Annotated in this window: 16 protein-coding genes; 7 read left to right on the top strand and 9 right to left on the bottom strand. The window is 63.0% G+C overall.

The window, feature by feature from the left end; genetic code table 11:
• Nucleotides 1–145 precede the first annotated feature (145 nt).
• Nucleotides 146–1,834, top strand: a complete 1,689-nt coding sequence (fadD1, locus tag AC07VU_RS13820) for a long-chain-fatty-acid--CoA ligase FadD1 (protein WP_009045218.1) — start codon at nucleotides 146–148, stop codon at nucleotides 1,832–1,834.
• Between the two features lie 165 nt (nucleotides 1,835–1,999).
• On the opposite strand, the gene AC07VU_RS13815 is transcribed toward fadD1, so the two are convergent.
• Nucleotides 2,000–2,377 carry a hypothetical protein gene (locus AC07VU_RS13815; protein ID WP_007925090.1) on the bottom strand — a complete coding sequence of 126 codons (378 nt, stop codon included), beginning with the start codon at nucleotides 2,375–2,377 and terminating at the stop codon, nucleotides 2,000–2,002.
• 227 nt (nucleotides 2,378–2,604) lie between these two features.
• Between AC07VU_RS13815 and AC07VU_RS13810 the strand changes: the two genes are divergently transcribed.
• From AC07VU_RS13810 to def, 3 genes are all read left to right on the top strand, one after another.
• Nucleotides 2,605–2,796 carry a CsbD family protein gene (locus tag AC07VU_RS13810; protein WP_053262347.1) on the top strand — a complete coding sequence of 64 codons (192 nt, stop codon included), beginning with the start codon at nucleotides 2,605–2,607 and terminating at the stop codon, nucleotides 2,794–2,796.
• 173 nt (nucleotides 2,797–2,969) lie between these two features.
• Complete coding sequence (locus tag AC07VU_RS13805) at nucleotides 2,970–3,917, top strand: YihY/virulence factor BrkB family protein (protein WP_007925094.1); 948 nt, start codon at nucleotides 2,970–2,972, stop codon at nucleotides 3,915–3,917.
• Between the two features lie 2 nt (nucleotides 3,918–3,919).
• Nucleotides 3,920–4,459, top strand: a complete 540-nt coding sequence (gene def / locus AC07VU_RS13800) for a peptide deformylase (protein WP_495030036.1) — start codon at nucleotides 3,920–3,922, stop codon at nucleotides 4,457–4,459.
• A gap of 84 nt (nucleotides 4,460–4,543) precedes the next feature.
• Here the strand turns inward: def and AC07VU_RS13795 are convergent, their stop codons facing one another.
• Together AC07VU_RS13795 and gstA are read right to left on the bottom strand one after the other, a co-directional pair.
• Nucleotides 4,544–4,981 carry a GNAT family N-acetyltransferase gene (locus AC07VU_RS13795; RefSeq protein ID WP_007925097.1) on the bottom strand — a complete coding sequence of 146 codons (438 nt, stop codon included), beginning with the start codon at nucleotides 4,979–4,981 and terminating at the stop codon, nucleotides 4,544–4,546.
• A gap of 306 nt (nucleotides 4,982–5,287) precedes the next feature.
• Complete coding sequence (gene gstA, locus AC07VU_RS13790; RefSeq protein WP_274304426.1) at nucleotides 5,288–5,890, bottom strand: glutathione transferase GstA; 603 nt, start codon at nucleotides 5,888–5,890, stop codon at nucleotides 5,288–5,290.
• 96 nt (nucleotides 5,891–5,986) lie between these two features.
• Between gstA and AC07VU_RS13785 the strand changes: the two genes are divergently transcribed.
• The gene (locus tag AC07VU_RS13785; protein ID WP_274304425.1) at nucleotides 5,987–6,859 is read left to right on the top strand and encodes a LysR family transcriptional regulator; all 873 of its coding nucleotides are present in this window, start codon (nucleotides 5,987–5,989) and stop codon (nucleotides 6,857–6,859) included.
• 67 nt (nucleotides 6,860–6,926) lie between these two features.
• Here the strand turns inward: AC07VU_RS13785 and AC07VU_RS13780 are convergent, their stop codons facing one another.
• From AC07VU_RS13780 to AC07VU_RS13765, 4 genes are all read right to left on the bottom strand, one after another.
• Complete coding sequence (locus tag AC07VU_RS13780) at nucleotides 6,927–7,436, bottom strand: hypothetical protein (protein WP_495030035.1); 510 nt, start codon at nucleotides 7,434–7,436, stop codon at nucleotides 6,927–6,929.
• Between the two features lie 169 nt (nucleotides 7,437–7,605).
• Complete coding sequence (locus tag AC07VU_RS13775; protein WP_274304423.1) at nucleotides 7,606–9,027, bottom strand: MFS transporter; 1,422 nt, start codon at nucleotides 9,025–9,027, stop codon at nucleotides 7,606–7,608.
• 289 nt (nucleotides 9,028–9,316) lie between these two features.
• Entirely contained in the window at nucleotides 9,317–9,946 is a 630-nt protein-coding gene (locus AC07VU_RS13770) for a glutathione S-transferase family protein (RefSeq protein WP_274304422.1), read from the bottom strand.
• Between the two features lie 82 nt (nucleotides 9,947–10,028).
• Nucleotides 10,029–10,460, bottom strand: a complete 432-nt coding sequence (locus AC07VU_RS13765) for a PACE efflux transporter (protein WP_495030034.1) — start codon at nucleotides 10,458–10,460, stop codon at nucleotides 10,029–10,031.
• A 150-nt stretch (nucleotides 10,461–10,610) separates the two neighbouring features.
• Here AC07VU_RS13765 and AC07VU_RS13760 point away from each other — a divergent pair, with 150 nt between their 5' ends.
• On the top strand, nucleotides 10,611–11,534 hold the full coding sequence (locus AC07VU_RS13760; protein ID WP_495030033.1) for a LysR family transcriptional regulator: 924 nt from the start codon (nucleotides 10,611–10,613) through the stop codon (nucleotides 11,532–11,534).
• A gap of 10 nt (nucleotides 11,535–11,544) precedes the next feature.
• Here AC07VU_RS13760 and AC07VU_RS13755 read toward each other — a convergent pair whose 3' ends face one another.
• Entirely contained in the window at nucleotides 11,545–12,504 is a 960-nt protein-coding gene (locus AC07VU_RS13755) for a LysR family transcriptional regulator (RefSeq protein ID WP_495030032.1), read from the bottom strand.
• A 66-nt stretch (nucleotides 12,505–12,570) separates the two neighbouring features.
• On the opposite strand from AC07VU_RS13755, the gene AC07VU_RS13750 reads away from it, so the two are divergent.
• Nucleotides 12,571–13,188, top strand: coding sequence for a LysE family transporter (locus tag AC07VU_RS13750; RefSeq protein WP_495030031.1), 618 nt, complete (start codon nucleotides 12,571–12,573; stop codon nucleotides 13,186–13,188).
• A 7-nt stretch (nucleotides 13,189–13,195) separates the two neighbouring features.
• On the opposite strand, the gene gntR is transcribed toward AC07VU_RS13750, so the two are convergent.
• Complete coding sequence (gntR, locus tag AC07VU_RS13745; protein WP_007925129.1) at nucleotides 13,196–14,227, bottom strand: HTH-type transcriptional regulator GntR; 1,032 nt, start codon at nucleotides 14,225–14,227, stop codon at nucleotides 13,196–13,198.
• Nucleotides 14,228–14,305: the final 78 nt, after the last annotated feature.

The following is a 14,305-nucleotide window of genomic DNA, read 5'->3' as shown; positions in this document are numbered from 1 at the left end:
AGCTGCTACTCTCGGCGCGCTTTGTGACTTCTCGGCCTATGTAGACAGCCAGACTCACCAACAATAGACATCAATAAAAAACACACACAAATAATAATCGCATCAAATGCGCTGACGAATTCGCGTTGCTGAGGAGTGGGCTTCCATGATCCAAGACTTTTGGAAGGATAAGTACCCAGCTGGGATTGCTGCCGATATCAATCCAGACGAGTATCCGAATATTCAGGCGGTGTTGAAGCAGTCCTGCCAACGTTTTGCCAACAAACCGGCCTTTAGCAACCTCGGCAAGACACTCACCTACGGTGAGCTGTACGAACTGTCCGGTGCTTTTGCCGCGTACCTGCAACAGCATACCGATTTGCAACCCGGCGATCGAATCGCCGTGCAACTGCCCAACGTCCTGCAGTACCCGGTCGCGGTATTCGGCGCCATCCGCGCCGGCCTGATCGTGGTCAACACCAACCCGCTGTACACCGCGCGGGAAATGGAACACCAGTTCAACGACTCCGGCGCCAAGGCCCTGGTCTGCCTGGCCAACATGGCGCACCTGGCCGAAGCCGTGGTGCCCAAGACCGGCGTCAAGCATGTGATCGTCACCGAAGTGGCGGACCTGCTGCCACCGCTCAAGCGCCTGCTGATCAACAGCGTCATCAAGTACGTGAAGAAGATGGTGCCGGCCTATCACCTGCCCAAGGCCGTCAAGTTCAACGACGTGCTGAGCCAGGGCCACGGCCAGCCGGTCAAGGACGCCAACCCGGCCAGCAGCGATGTCGCCGTGCTGCAATACACCGGCGGCACCACCGGCGTGGCCAAGGGCGCGATGCTGACCCACCGCAACCTGGTGTCGAACATGCTGCAGTGCAAGGCGCTGATGGGCTCCAACCTCAATGAGGGTTGCGAGATCCTGATCACCCCGCTGCCGCTGTACCACATCTATGCCTTCACCTTTCATTGCATGGCGATGATGCTGATCGGCAACCACAACATCCTGATCAGCAACCCGCGCGACCTGCCGGCGATGGTCAAGGAACTGTCGAAGTGGAAGTTCAGCGGTTTTGTCGGCCTCAACACCCTGTTCGTCGCCCTGTGCAATAACGAAGCCTTCCGCAAGCTGGATTTCTCGGCGCTGAAAGTCACCCTGTCCGGCGGCATGGCGCTGCAACTGGCGGCGGCCGAGCGTTGGAAAGACGTGACCGGTTGCCCGATCTGCGAAGGTTACGGCATGACCGAAACCAGCCCGGTGGCCACCGTCAACCCGATCCAGAACATCCAGATCGGCACCATCGGCATCCCGGTGCCGTCGACCCTGTGCCGGATCATCGACGATGCTGGCACCGAGCTGCCCCTGGGCGAAATCGGCGAGCTGTGCGTCAAGGGCCCGCAGGTCATGAAGGGTTACTGGCAGCGCCAGGACGCCACCGACGAGGTGATGAGCGACGGCTGGCTGAAGACCGGCGATATCGCGCTGATCCAGCCTGATGGCTACATCCGCATTGTCGATCGCAAGAAAGACATGATCCTGGTGTCCGGTTTCAACGTTTATCCGAACGAGCTGGAAGACGTGCTGGCGGGCCTGCCGGGCGTGTTGCAGTGCGCGGCGATCGGCGTGCCGGACGAGAAGTCGGGCGAGTCGATCAAGATCTTCATCGTCGCCAAGCCGGGCGTGACCCTGACCAAGGAGCAAGTGATGGAGCACATGCGCGCCAACGTCACCGGCTACAAGGTGCCCAAGGCCGTCGAGTTCCGCGATGCGCTGCCGACCACCAACGTCGGCAAGATCCTGCGTCGCGAATTGCGCGACGAAGAGCTGAAGAAGCTGGGCGTGAAGAAGTAACACACCAGGCAAACAAAAAGCCCCGCATCCGCGAGGCTTTTTATTGGGCGCTATCGCCTCAATTCCCTGTAGGAGCGAGCTTGCTCGCGATTGCGTTCTTCCAGTCGCCATCTCAATGGCTGACAGACCGTAATCGCGAGCAAGCTCGCTCCTACAAGGGCCTGTTTACTGCTGGAACTGCGCGAAGTTCACGCCGGTGCCGGCGGGGCGTACGTCCTTGAGGAACGAGTCCTTGTCGGCGCTCAGTTCCAGGCTCAGGGCCGCCTTGCGCTTGCCGGCGTTGCGTACCACCAGGCCTTCGAGCTTCTCCCGCAGGAACAGGGTCGGCACTTTCAGGTGCAGCAACTGGTCGGTGCTAGGGGTGTACAGCAGCAGGTGGACCCATTCGTACTGCCCGATGGCCAGGCGGCCGACCGGCAGATCGAACCACCAGATATTGCGGCTGCGGCTCAGTTCCGCGAAGTGGCAGTTGTTGACGCCCAGCACCGCACCGCCCAGTTCCTGGTTCCGGCGGGCGATGGCCAGCTTTTTATCGAGTTTCATAACATTCCTACGGGATTGGATCTTCAGCGCAGTGCCTGAATACGTTGCGCATTCTCGTGGGTTGGTCGCCAAACATAAAGCGCAACCTGCGTGCGGCGGGCAAATAAGGCGATGAAATGCCCCGCTGAAAATAATTGAAACTCCGCGCAAGGGCCTTGGGTCAACCTCAGGGCAGGACCCCAAACCTTCGATTGTTCTACGGATCTATGGATCTACGGAGAAACACCATGGGCAGCACAGCGGACAAGGCAAAAGGCCTGGCCAACGAGGCCGTTGGTCATATCAAGCAAGGTGTCGGCAAAGCGACTGATAACGATCGGTTGGAAACCGAAGGCAAGATTCAGGAAAAGAAGGGCGAAGCGCAGCAAGCCCTCGGCAAGGCCAAGGATGCGTTGAAAAAGACCATCGACAAGGCCTGATTCACTGGCTCGCACTGCGACACGACGGCCATCCGCGGATGGCCGTTTTTACATCGGCCATGGCACCAAAACAGGACGAAACGGTTCAAAATCGCCAAACTAGGCTAGTTTGTTGTACAAAACGGCCCCTGAGTCGCCACCGACCCTGAATTCTTGCGGCGAAAGGAGACGCTATGTTCTTGCCGAATTTGAAAGGCCTGCCCCTGCATCGTGTGCTGGTGCGCACGGTCACTGAGTTCATCGACGATGAAATGTCGACCTACGCCTCGGCACTGGCCTATCAGATGCTGTTTTCGTTGTTCCCCTTCATCCTGTTCCTGATCGCCTTGATCGGTTTCCTGCACCTGCCGGACTTCTTCTCCTGGTTGCGCCTGCAATCGGAACTGGTGTTGCCGCCCCAGGCGCTGGAGCAGGTCAACCCGGTGATCGACCAGTTGCAGCAATCCAAGGGCGGCCTGCTGTCGGTGGGTATCGTGATTGCCCTGTATACCGCCTCGGCCGGCGTGCGGCTGATGATGAGCGCGATGAACGCCGCTTATGACGTGGTGGAAAAACGCCCGTTGTGGAAACGTTTTCCGCTGTCGATTTTCTACACCATCGGCATCGCCGGCATGCTCCTGGCGGCCGCGGCCTTGATGGTGCTCGGGCCGCAGGTGATGGGCTGGATCGCCGCGCAGGTCGGCCTGGAAGACTTCATCGTCACGGTCTGGACCATCCTGCGCTGGCCGGTGATCGTGATCCTGATGATGGTCGCCGTGGCGCTGATCTACTACGTGATGCCCGACGTGAAGCAGGAGTTCCGCTTCATCACCCCGGGCTCGGTGCTGGCGGTGGTGGTGTGGATCATCGCCTCGTTAGGCTTCGCGTTCTACGTGAAGACCTTTGCCAACTACAACGCCATGTATGGCAGTATCGGAGCGATCATCGTCCTGCTGCTGTACTTCTATATTTCCTCGGCGGTGCTGTTGCTGGGGGCCGAGATGAATGCGGCGATCGAGCACATGTCGTCCGACGGCAAGAACCCTGGAGAAAGGGTGCCCGGCGAGCACGACGAACCCAAACAACACGTATCGGGACTGGGCCGGGACCACTCGCTCAAGCCGACCACTGACGAAGTCTGATCATGATCCGTGAAATCCTCAAAATGGGCGACGAGCGCCTGCTGCGCATCGCACCATCGGTGCCGCCCGAGATGTTCGACAGCCCCGAGCTGTGGCAACTGATCGACGACATGTTCCAGACCATGGAAAACGTCGGTGGGGTCGGCCTGGCCGCGCCGCAGATAGGCGTCGATCTGCAACTGGTGATCTTCGGTTTCGAGCACAGCGAGCGTTACCCGCAAGCCGAGGCCGTGCCGCAGACCATCCTGATCAATCCGCTGATCACGCCCTTGAGCCCGGTGCTGGAAGAAGGCTGGGAAGGCTGTCTGTCGGTGCCGGGGCTGCGCGGCGCGGTCGAGCGTTATCAGCACATTCGCTACGAAGGCGTTGACCCCAGGGGCGAGCCGATCGTGCGGGTAGCCTCGGGTTTCCATGCGCGGGTGGTGCAGCATGAATGCGATCACCTGATCGGCCGCCTGTATCCGTCGCGGATCCGCGACTTCAGCAAATTCGGTTTTACCGAGGTGATGTTCCCCGACCTCGATCCCCACGCCGACGATTGAAACAGACAGCCAGAAGCGTCGGTTTCATGGACTTGCCGGAGGCCGGTTTGCCGTCGAGGCGGGCCCGCGCTCCAGGGCCCGCGATCACACCCTGTCGCGGGTCGAGCTGACCAAAGGATCGATGCCCATGGCGATCAGGCTCTTGCTCCTGCGATAACGCTCCAGGCGATCCGCCAGGGCCTGGGGCAGGGCGGGGGCGGTGGCAAAGCCCATGCGTTCGTACAGGGCTTGCAGGTCCGGATGACAGAACAGCCACAGCGGCCCCGGCAGCTGTGCGCGTGCCCGTTCGACCAGCATCGCGGCAATGCCCTGGCCGCGATGGGCCGGGTCGACGAACAGCCCGGTCAGCCAGTGGCCCTGGGCGATGGGCGTGAGGTTCAGCCCGGCAATGATCGCTCCCCGTTTCGCCACCCATGATTGCCCTTCCCCGGCTGCGCGCATTGGCGAGTTGTGGGCGCGATAGAACTTGTTCAGCAGCGGTCGCAGGGTGTCGGCAAGCAGCAGGTATTGGGTGTCGGGCATGGGTTTTCGCAGGGGGGGCCGGGGGGGTGATTATAAAAGTACGAAGTGCGCGGGATAGGTGTATACCAGATGAACGATCCCCTGCGAGTGGAGTGTGCATCATGTCCAAAGGTATGAATGCCAAAAAGACGGCGAAGAAAAAACCCAGCCGGACCGCCGATGAAAAGCGCGCGGACAAGAAAGCCAAGAAGATCGAGCACAATATTTTCGGTCATTGATCCTCTACGAAGCCCGCCCCGCGGGCTTCCTGGTTTTTGCTTGTAAGTAAATAACCGGCGGAGCTGCTGCGGCATCCTGCCTCGAGCCTTATGCCGCTTCGGCTGCGAGTGCCGCTTGTACCGCTTCGCGCTGGGCGATTCGCGCCTGGAAGCCTGCCAGCGCCGGCCACTGTTCCAGGTCGATGGCGAAGCCGGCGGTCCAGCGCAGCACGGTGAACAGGTAGGCGTCGGCGACACCGAAGGATTCGCCCAGCAGGTAACTCTGCTGCTCCAGCGTGCGGTCCAGCAGCGCCAGGCGCTTGAACAGTTTCTGCCGGATCAGCGCCTGGGTCGCTTCGGAAAACTCAGGGTTGAACAGCCAGCCGAGGCCGCCATGGATCTCGCTGGAGACGAAGTTGAGCATCTCCTGCAACCGCACCCGTTGCCAGCTGCCATTGGCCGGTGCCAAGCCCGCCTGCGGCTTGAGGTCGGCCAGGTATTGCAGGATCGCCGGGCCTTCGGTCAGCACCTGGCCGTCGTCCAGTTCCAGCGCCGCCACATAACCCTTGGGGTTGATCGCCAGGAAGTCGCCACCGTCGGCCGTGGTCTTGTTGCGGTTGTCGACCCGGACCAGGGTGAACGGCAGGGCCAGTTCGCGCAGCACGATGTGCGGGGCCAGCGAGCAGGCGTGGGGCGAGAAATACAGGTTCATCGAGGGCTCTCCAGAAGGGGGAGATCAGTGTCATAGTCCGCGCTGCTCTCAGTAAAATTAATCTTTCAGAAAACGCCCATAAGGACAGCTACTGCCATGATGAACCTGATGCACTGGCGCATGCTGGTGGCCGTGGCGGATACCGGCAACATCACCCGCGCCGCCGAGCGGGTCGGCATGACCCAGTCCGGCGCCAGCCAGGCCCTGGCGCTGCTCGAAGACAACCTGGGCGTGCAGCTGTTCACCCGGGAGAACCGCCAGGCCCTGCCCACCGCCATTGGCGAACAGGTGGTGGAACAGGCGCGGCTGATGCTCGCGGCGTTGCAGAACATCCGCGACACCGCGGACGCCTGCCGGGACATTCAGCGCGGCACCATTCGCCTGGCGAGTTTCCCCATGGTGCTGGCGACTTTCCTGCCGCCGCTGCTGCGCCGTTTCAAGCAGTTGTATCCGGGCATCCAGGTAGTGGCGCTGGAGGTCAGCGACGACGAGGTCGAGGCCTTGCTCGAGGCGCGCTTGATCGATGTCGGGGTGCTGCTCAACCCTGCGCCCGAGCGCAGCGTCGGCCTGCTGGGGCGCGATGCCTGGGTGGCGGTGCTGCCGGCGGGGCATGCCCTGGCGCGCCGCGGTCAGGAGCAAGGGGTGACCTTGCAGGAACTGGTGAACCAACCCTTCGTGCTGGCCACCGGCGGCTGTTCGGTGAATGCCCGCAGCCTGGCGGCGGATGCCGGCCTGGAGCTGGCGGACGTGCGGGTCGAGGTGCGGGAGTGGAGCAGCGCCTTCACCCTGGTTCGCGAGCAAGTGGGGGTGACCCTGGTGCCGCAGATGACCTTGCCGGAGCAACGCCACGGTTTGTGCGTACTGCCATTGAGCGAGCCGATCCCGCGCACCTTTGCCCTGGTGCTGGCCGAGGGCAGCGAACCGTCGCCGGCGCTGCGGGCCTTGCTCGATATGCTGGCTCAGGGCTGAGCGCAGCCGCTCAAGTCGACTCATAAAAAAGGGTTCCCGTGGGGAACCCTGTTTCGGCTGGCCGCTTTTAAAGCGCCGCGAGGAACTTGTCGGTGACTTGCTTCTCGATGCCGCTGGCGTCCTTCTCGACTTGCGCCAGTTTCAGTTTGTCCTGGACCCGCTGGGCAATTTCCTGAGCCACCGCCTGCTGTTTCTCCGGCGGCATGTTTTTCAGGTCTTCCTCGGTAATGCCCATCTCTTCGAGGATGCGGTCGCGCATGCGTTGCTCAGGGGACTTGCTCATGTAGTCCTTGAACTCATCCAGGGCCGAGCTCTGGGTGGTGCTGTTGGCCTGCGCGGTACTGGTGGTCGGCGGGGTGGCCTGCAGCAGCACGCGGGTCTTGGCGAAGGCCGCGGCGACATTGTCGCTGACCGTGTTGCTGGCCTGCTGTACGGCCTGGGACGCTTGCAGGGTCGCGGTGTTTTGCACGTTCTGCATCAAACCGCTGTACAGCGCGCTGGCGGCCGCGGTGCTCGGGTCCATGTCGGACCGCTGGGAGGGCTGGATCGCCGTGGTTTTCTGGGCACTGACCAACATGATTGGGTACCTGTGTGTAAGGGCTGTCGAAGGCTGCGCAGCAATTTGCATGCCGCCACCCCGCAGTGCCCCGGGACGGGGCTCTTTGCCAGGGCTTTGCGCCGATTACCCGGCAAGGCTGGCGGCACGCGGCGGACAAGCCTTGCCGCTTGCGGCCAGCGGCGACCGGTCAACGCTGGGCGATGTTCTCCAGGGCCAGGTTGCGGGTACGCGGGCCGAAACGGCCGATGGTGAACATCACGATCAGCATGCTGCCGACAATGAACGCCAGGACCCCGGGCGTGCCGAAGCGGTCGAGGAAAAAGCCGATCAGCAGGCTGCTGAACACCGTCGACAGGCGGCTGAACGAGTAGCAGAAACCTACCGCCCGGGCGCGGATATTGGTGGGGAACAGCTCGCTCTGGTAGGAGTGGTAACTGAAGCTCAGCCAGGCGTTGCAGAAGGTGATCAGCACCCCGCAGACGATCAGCCCCAGGGCCGTGCTCTGCCAGGCGAACAGGGTGCCGAAGGTCATGGCGCCGAGGGCCGAGCCGACGATCTGCCACTTGTTCTCGAAGCGGTTGGCGAACTTGACGAACAGCAGCGGCCCCAGCGGATAGGCGAGGGTGATGATAAAGGCGTACATCAGGCTGTGGGTGACGCTCACGCCCTGGCCCGAGAGCAGCGCCGGCAGCCAGTTGCCGAAACCGAAGAAACCGATGGCCTGGAACACATGGAACACGATCAGCATCAGTGCCCGGCGCCGATAGGGCGGTTGCCAGATATCGGCGAAACGCCCCGAGCCCTGGACACCAAGGGCTTCGGGTTGCGGGGTGTCCAGCGGCTTGCCGTGGTCCTTGGCGCAGCGCGCCTCGATGTTGTCCATGATCCGCTCGGCCTCGGCGAAGCGCCCATGCTGGGCCAGCCAGCGCGGCGACTCGGGCAGGCGTGAACGCAACCACCAGATAAACAGCGCGAACACCGCGCTGGCCAACACCACCCAGCGCCAGCCGGCGATGCCGAACGGGTCCTGCGGCACCAGCCACCAGGACATCAGCGCCACCGCCGGTACCGAGAGAAACTGCACGAAAAAGGCAAAGGCGAAGGCCGAGCTGCGCATGTGCTTGGGCACCAGCTCGGAGAGGTAGGCGTCGATGGTCACCAGTTCGATGCCCAGGCCGATGCCCACCAGGAAACGCATGCCGATGATCCCCAGGGCCGAGGTCTGCACGCCCATCAGCACCGTGGCCACGGTGTACCAGATCAGGGCGAAAGTGAAGATCGCCCGGCGCCCGAAGCGGTCGGCGATCGGGCTCAGCAGGCTGGCGCCGAGGAACAGGCCGAGAAAGGTCGCCGAGGCAAAGGCCGCCTGGTCGGAAAAACCGAACACGCCCTGGCTGCCGGTGGCGAAGATCCCGTCGCGGATCAGGCCGGGGCTGATATAGGCGGTCTGGAACAGGTCATACAGCTCGAAGAAACCGCCAATCGACAGCAGCGCCACCAGGCGCCAGACGGTGGCGACGGCGGGCAAGCGATCGATGCGGGCGGAGATATTGGCGGCGCGGACCGGGTCGAGGCCGTCGGTGGCGACAGTGGGGGCGAGGGACGACATGGGCGGGATTCCAGGTTTCGGTGAAGAGGAATCTTAGCTGGCTAACGGAAATCAATGATTGTGAATGCGGTCTCGGAAGTCGGGCTGTGCGCTGATTTATTGTCGTATTTCGTTACATCTTGCGGTTTTATGCCGCTGCTGCAGCCGAAACGGCATCCAGCTTCCGTAGGGGCGAGGCTTGCCCGCGAAAGCGCCCTTGATCGCAACACCGATTCAGGGATCGAACTGGGTGGTGTCTGGGACGGCCTTATCGCGGGCAAGCCTCGCTCCTGCAGAAGAAAAAGACGACTCAGGGAATGCCATTGCGTCCATGCAGCAGGAAGGCCGGGCGTTCGCTGAGCCGTGCGTAATAGGCGGCGATGGCGGGGAAGTCGGGGCGCTCCATGGGCGTCATCATCCAGCGATGCACCGACAGCCCGAGGACGATATCGGCCAGGCTGAACTGCTCGCCGGGCACATAGTCGCCGCTGCTCGCCAGTTGCTGCTCGAGCAGGGCCATCTTGGCGTTCCAGCCGCGAAGGCCGGCGGCGATCCGCTGCGGATCCTGAAAGTCCGGGTTCTGCCGGACCAGGGCGACGAAGGCGTAGCTCCACGCCGGATTGAGCTCCGTGGCCTGCCAGTCCATCCACTGCTCCACCAGCGCCCGGGCCCGAGGCTCGCAGGGCAGCAGCCGTTGCCCGGCGACCTTGCCGGTCAGGTACCGGCAAATACTGTTGGATTCCCACAGCGCGCCAGCGTCATCGACCAGTACCGGCACCTGGGCATTGGGGTTGAGCCTGAGAAACTCCGGTGTGTGGGTCGATTGGAAGCCGCTGCCCCAATCCTCGCGTTCGTAGGGCAGGCCCAGTTCCTCGCAGGTCCACAGCACTTTTCGGACGTTGATCGACGAGGCTTTACCGAGAATTCTCAGGGTTCCCATGCAAGTTTTCCTTGGCGGGTGGAGGGCCCTGGAAATCTAACAGCGGCGTCGCTCTTGGGCGATGCCGATTTGCACTGTGACCTCAGACCGGGTCCGGCAGCGCCGACGCCGGCAGGCCAAAGACCCGGTCGAACAGCCAGTTGAAGACGAAGGTGTAGCAGGGGATGAACAGGATCAGCGCCAGGTCCAGCAGGAAGGCCTGCACCAGGCTGATGTGCATCCACCAGGCGATCAACGGAATCAGGAACAGGATCAGCGTCAGCTGGAAACCCACGGCATGGGCGATCCGCCGCTTGATCGTGCGGGTCCGCGAGACCTGGCGGCTTTCCCAACGCTCGAACAGGCTGGTGTAGATGAAGTTCCAGGTCACCGCGATGCTGGTGATCACCACCGCCAGCGGACCGGTGCTGCTCGGCGAGGTGCCGGACAGCAAGGCCAGGCCCAGGGCCGAGAAGGTCATGCCGAACACCTCGAACAGTGACACGTAAACCAGTTTGCGCTTGATGCCTTGCATGCTTTTTTTCCTCCGCGTTCGTTGGCCCGGGCCGCTCCTTTTGCAGGAAGGGCTGGCGAATGCGGCGCAAGATAGCTTCAATGTGTCTGACAGAAAAAGTCAGTAGCTTTCAGGTTTACTGATAGGTCGACATTCTAGACAGGCGTCTGCATGAATTTCTCCAGCGACAGCATCCAGTTGTTTCTCGCCGTGCTCGAGCGCGGTTCGTTTTCCGCGGCGGCCCGGGCCCTGGGCAAGGTGCCTTCGGCGGTGAGTATGGGTATCGCCAACCTTGAGGCGGAGCTGGGCTACCCCCTGTTCGACCGCAGCCATCGCGAGCCGGTGCCTACCGCCATGGCCAATGCCCTGGCGCCCCACGCGCGGCTGATCGCCGAGCAGCTCAAGCACCTGCAGGTGCATGCGGTGGAGTTGTCCCTGGGGCTGGAAAGCCGGCTGTCCATCGGCGTGGTCGAGGACATCGACAAGTCCCGGGTGCTGGCGGCGATCAAGCTGATCGCCGAGCGTCATCCGTTGCTCGACATCGAGGTGCTGAGCGCGCCCCAGGACGATCTGTTGCAGCTGCTGCACACTGGCCGGATCGCGGTCGGCGTGGCCTTCGCCGGGCTCAGCCTGAATGTCCTGGAGTATTTCCAGTACGTCGGCAGCGAGCGGATGATCGCCTGCATTTCCGCGCGCCATCCCTTACCCGAGGCGCCGGACGCCACCCTCTATCTGGAAGAACTGGTCAACGTGCGTCAGGTGGTGGTTGCCAGCCGCGACCTGCCGATCCGCGACACCCGGCCGCTGATCGCCGAGTCCTACTGGCGCACCGACAGCCTGGCCATGGCCCTGGACATGGTCGAGTCCGGCATTGGCTGGGGCAATTTCCCGTTGTCGGTGATCGCGCCCTTGCTCAAGGCCGGGCGGCTCAAGCGCCTGACCTTCAAGAACATCGACAACGGCCTGCTGCTGCCGGTGCACGCGGTATGGCTGAAGAACCAGCCCCTGCAAAAGGCCGCCCAGGCTTTTGTGCAGTTGCTGGGTGGGCAGGACCCGGCGCTGGCCCCTGAGGTTCATGCCGAGGTGAGGCCGTAAGTCTGTCCGCTTATGGGGCTGGGCGGGTGGCGTCGTGCTGCTCGCTGCCCAGCGCCTGGTGACGCAACCAGTCGAGCAAGCGGGCGACGGGCGAGTCCGGGTTGACTGCCTCGGGCGACAACAAATAGTAGGCGCTGCCGTCGGCGATAAAACCGAAAGGCGCGACCAGCAGGCCCGACTCCAGGTCGTCGCGCACCAGTTGCCAGGGCGCGATGGCCAGCCCCAACCCAGCCACCGCCGCTTGCAGGCTGAAGTAGAAATGCTCGAAGACCTGCTCCGTGCCCGGCGCCTGTTGCATTCCCTTGAGGGTCAACCATTGCTCCCAGGCCGCTGCCCGGGTCGCGCTGTGCAGGCGTGGCGCCGTATCCGATAGCCGCACTCTGCCGCTTGCGTCGCGGGTCCAGCCGACGGCCTGGTCCGGGCGACACACCGGGCCGATGGCTTCATCGAGCAGCCACTGCGCATGGGTGTGGGGCGGCCAGGGAAAGTCGTTGCGGCGGATCGCCAGGTCGATGCCTTGAGCAAAGGCGAAGGGCCCGCCGCCGGCCACCAGTTGCAGGGGGATATCCGGATGAGCGGCGAAGAAGGCCGGGATCCGTGGAATCAGCCAGCGCATCAGCAGGGTCGGTTCGCAGGACAGCACCAGGGCCGCGGCCTTGTCGGGCGTTCGCAGTTTGCGGGCGGCGGCGTCGATCAGGTCGAAGGCATGCTCCACGCTGTGCAGCAATTCGCGGCCAGCTTCGGTGAGAAAGACCCGATGGCTGCGACGCTCGAACAGCCGTGTGCCGAGGTCTTCTTCCAGGGTGCGGACGGCACGGCTGATGGCGCCGTGGGTCAGGTGCAGGGCTTCGCCGGCGCGGGTGAAGCTTTCCAGGCGAGCGGCGGCCTCGAAACAGCGCAGGGCGCTCAGGGGTGGCAGGCGGCGATGGGTTATCTGTGAGTTTTTATCACCGAGAATGTCAGTTTTCATCGTTCGCTCTGTGACGGTTCGTGCCCATAAAGTATGGGCCGGATTCTATAGCGAAGGCGCTTGAAAATGACTGAACTGTTAGTAGTAATCACCATCACCATCCTCGCGGTGCTCAGCCCGGGGCCGGATTTCGCCATGGTCACGCGTAACAGCCTGGTGCTGTCGCGTCGGCATGGGGTGTTCACGGCGCTGGGGATCGGGCTCGGAGTGATGCTGCATATCGGCTACACGCTGTTGGGCGTCGGCCTGCTGGTCAAGGAATCGCTGCTGCTGTTCAGCGTGCTGAAAATCGCCGGGGCGCTGTACCTGGTTTATCTCGGTATCGGCATGCTGCGCAGCCGCGCGGTCGAGGAAGAGATAGCGGTCGATGCGCCGCGGGTCTCGGCGTGGGTGGCATTGCGTACGGGGTTTTTGACCAATGCGCTAAACCCCAAGACTATGATTTTCGTGGTCAGCCTGTTCATGCAGGTGATGCAGCCAGGTACCGCGCCGGGTGTGCAGATCGGCTATGGCGCGATCATTGTCCTGGCCCATGTGCTGTGGTTCGTGGCGGTGGTGCTGTTCTTTTCGGCGCCGGGCATCCGGGCCCGGCTCATGGCTTACAAACGGCGTATCGACCAGTTGTTCGGCGTTCTGCTGGTGGGCTTCGGCGTGCTGCTCAGCGCCCTGAGCCTGCGTTCCTGAACGCGGCTCAGGTGCTCTCGCGCACCATCAGCTCGAAGCCCATGTCCACCACCGGCTTGGCCACGCTGTTGCCGGCCATCAGGGTCAGCAGCTGTTCCGCGGCGCGGCGGCCGATGGCTTCGCGCGGGGTGCTGATGCTGCTCAGGCGCGGCACCATGTGCGCCGAGGCGGGCAGGTCGTTGAAGCCCATCACCGCCACTTGCTCGGGGATCCTGATACCGCAGCGCATGGCTTCCAGCAGGGCGCCGTGGGCCAGGTCGTCGTTACCGAAGAAAATCGCGTCGACGTCCGGGTGGCTGTGCATCAGTTGCAGGAAGAGTTCACCGCCCAGGCCCACCGACGAGGGGCGCGGGGTGAGGACTTCCAGTTTCGGGTCGTAGAGGCCGGCTTTTTCTAGGCCGCGGCGGAAACCTTCGCCGCGCATCAGGGTGCGCTGGTCGAGCTGGGCGCCGATATAGGCCAGGCGCTTGCGGCCGCGGGAGATCAGGTGCTCGGCGGCGGTTTCCCCGGCGTTGTGCTGGGAGAAACCCACGCAGTTCAGGCCGGCCTCGGGGTTGAGGTCCATCATGTAGACGCAGGGAACGTTGCTGGCTTCGACCATCCGTCGGGCGCTTTCGGTCCGGTCGAAGCCGGTCAGCAACAGGCCGCGGGGCTGGTAGGCCATGTAGTTGCGCAGCAGGTTTTCTTCTTCGTCGGGGGAATAGTGGAAGTTGCCGATCAGCACTTCGAAGCCCTTGGGCCGCAGAACCTGATGAATGGCTTCCAGGGTATCGATGAACAGCAGGTTGGACAGCGACGGCACCAGCACCACCACCGAATGGCTCTGGGCCGAGGCCAGGGCGCGGGCGGCGGGGTTGACCACGTAGTTGAGTTCGCGGGCGGCCTTCTGCACCTTTTCCACCAGTTCGGTGGCCACCGTGTCGATGCCGCGCAGCGCTCGCGAGGCGGTGATCGGGCTGACGCCGGCCAGGCGCGCGACTTCGTTGAGGGTAGGGCGCCCCGTGGTGCGGGTATTTTTATCGTTCTTGGAGGAGGTCATCAGACGGCTTGCCAAACAAAATTCAAGTCACTAAGGTAGCGCTGTCTCGAAACAGCTGCAATGCGTGAGCGCGGTCGG

It is taken from the genome of Pseudomonas sp. GW821-FHT02B10 (assembly GCF_059421865.1).
Note: the sequence above shows the minus strand (reverse complement) of the source record. Positions and strands in the feature narration are given on the sequence as shown.

What these genes read in the sequence shown, in the direction of transcription:
- fadD1 (WP_009045218.1), top strand. Translation starts at nt 146, where the DNA reads ATGATCCAAGACTTTTGGAAGGATAAGTACCCAGCTGGGATTGCTGCC.
- AC07VU_RS13815 (WP_007925090.1), bottom strand. Translation starts at nt 2,377, where the DNA reads ATGAAACTCGATAAAAAGCTGGCCATCGCCCGCCGGAACCAGGAACTG.
- AC07VU_RS13810 (WP_053262347.1), top strand. Translation starts at nt 2,605, where the DNA reads ATGGGCAGCACAGCGGACAAGGCAAAAGGCCTGGCCAACGAGGCCGTT.
- AC07VU_RS13805 (WP_007925094.1), top strand. Translation starts at nt 2,970, where the DNA reads ATGTTCTTGCCGAATTTGAAAGGCCTGCCCCTGCATCGTGTGCTGGTG.
- def (WP_495030036.1), top strand. Translation starts at nt 3,920, where the DNA reads ATGATCCGTGAAATCCTCAAAATGGGCGACGAGCGCCTGCTGCGCATC.
- AC07VU_RS13795 (WP_007925097.1), bottom strand. Translation starts at nt 4,981, where the DNA reads ATGCCCGACACCCAATACCTGCTGCTTGCCGACACCCTGCGACCGCTG.
- gstA (WP_274304426.1), bottom strand. Translation starts at nt 5,890, where the DNA reads ATGAACCTGTATTTCTCGCCCCACGCCTGCTCGCTGGCCCCGCACATC.
- AC07VU_RS13785 (WP_274304425.1), top strand. Translation starts at nt 5,987, where the DNA reads ATGATGAACCTGATGCACTGGCGCATGCTGGTGGCCGTGGCGGATACC.
- AC07VU_RS13780 (WP_495030035.1), bottom strand. Translation starts at nt 7,436, where the DNA reads ATGTTGGTCAGTGCCCAGAAAACCACGGCGATCCAGCCCTCCCAGCGG.
- AC07VU_RS13775 (WP_274304423.1), bottom strand. Translation starts at nt 9,027, where the DNA reads ATGTCGTCCCTCGCCCCCACTGTCGCCACCGACGGCCTCGACCCGGTC.
- AC07VU_RS13770 (WP_274304422.1), bottom strand. Translation starts at nt 9,946, where the DNA reads ATGGGAACCCTGAGAATTCTCGGTAAAGCCTCGTCGATCAACGTCCGA.
- AC07VU_RS13765 (WP_495030034.1), bottom strand. Translation starts at nt 10,460, where the DNA reads ATGCAAGGCATCAAGCGCAAACTGGTTTACGTGTCACTGTTCGAGGTG.
- AC07VU_RS13760 (WP_495030033.1), top strand. Translation starts at nt 10,611, where the DNA reads ATGAATTTCTCCAGCGACAGCATCCAGTTGTTTCTCGCCGTGCTCGAG.
- AC07VU_RS13755 (WP_495030032.1), bottom strand. Translation starts at nt 12,504, where the DNA reads ATGAAAACTGACATTCTCGGTGATAAAAACTCACAGATAACCCATCGC.
- AC07VU_RS13750 (WP_495030031.1), top strand. Translation starts at nt 12,571, where the DNA reads ATGACTGAACTGTTAGTAGTAATCACCATCACCATCCTCGCGGTGCTC.
- gntR (WP_007925129.1), bottom strand. Translation starts at nt 14,227, where the DNA reads ATGACCTCCTCCAAGAACGATAAAAATACCCGCACCACGGGGCGCCCT.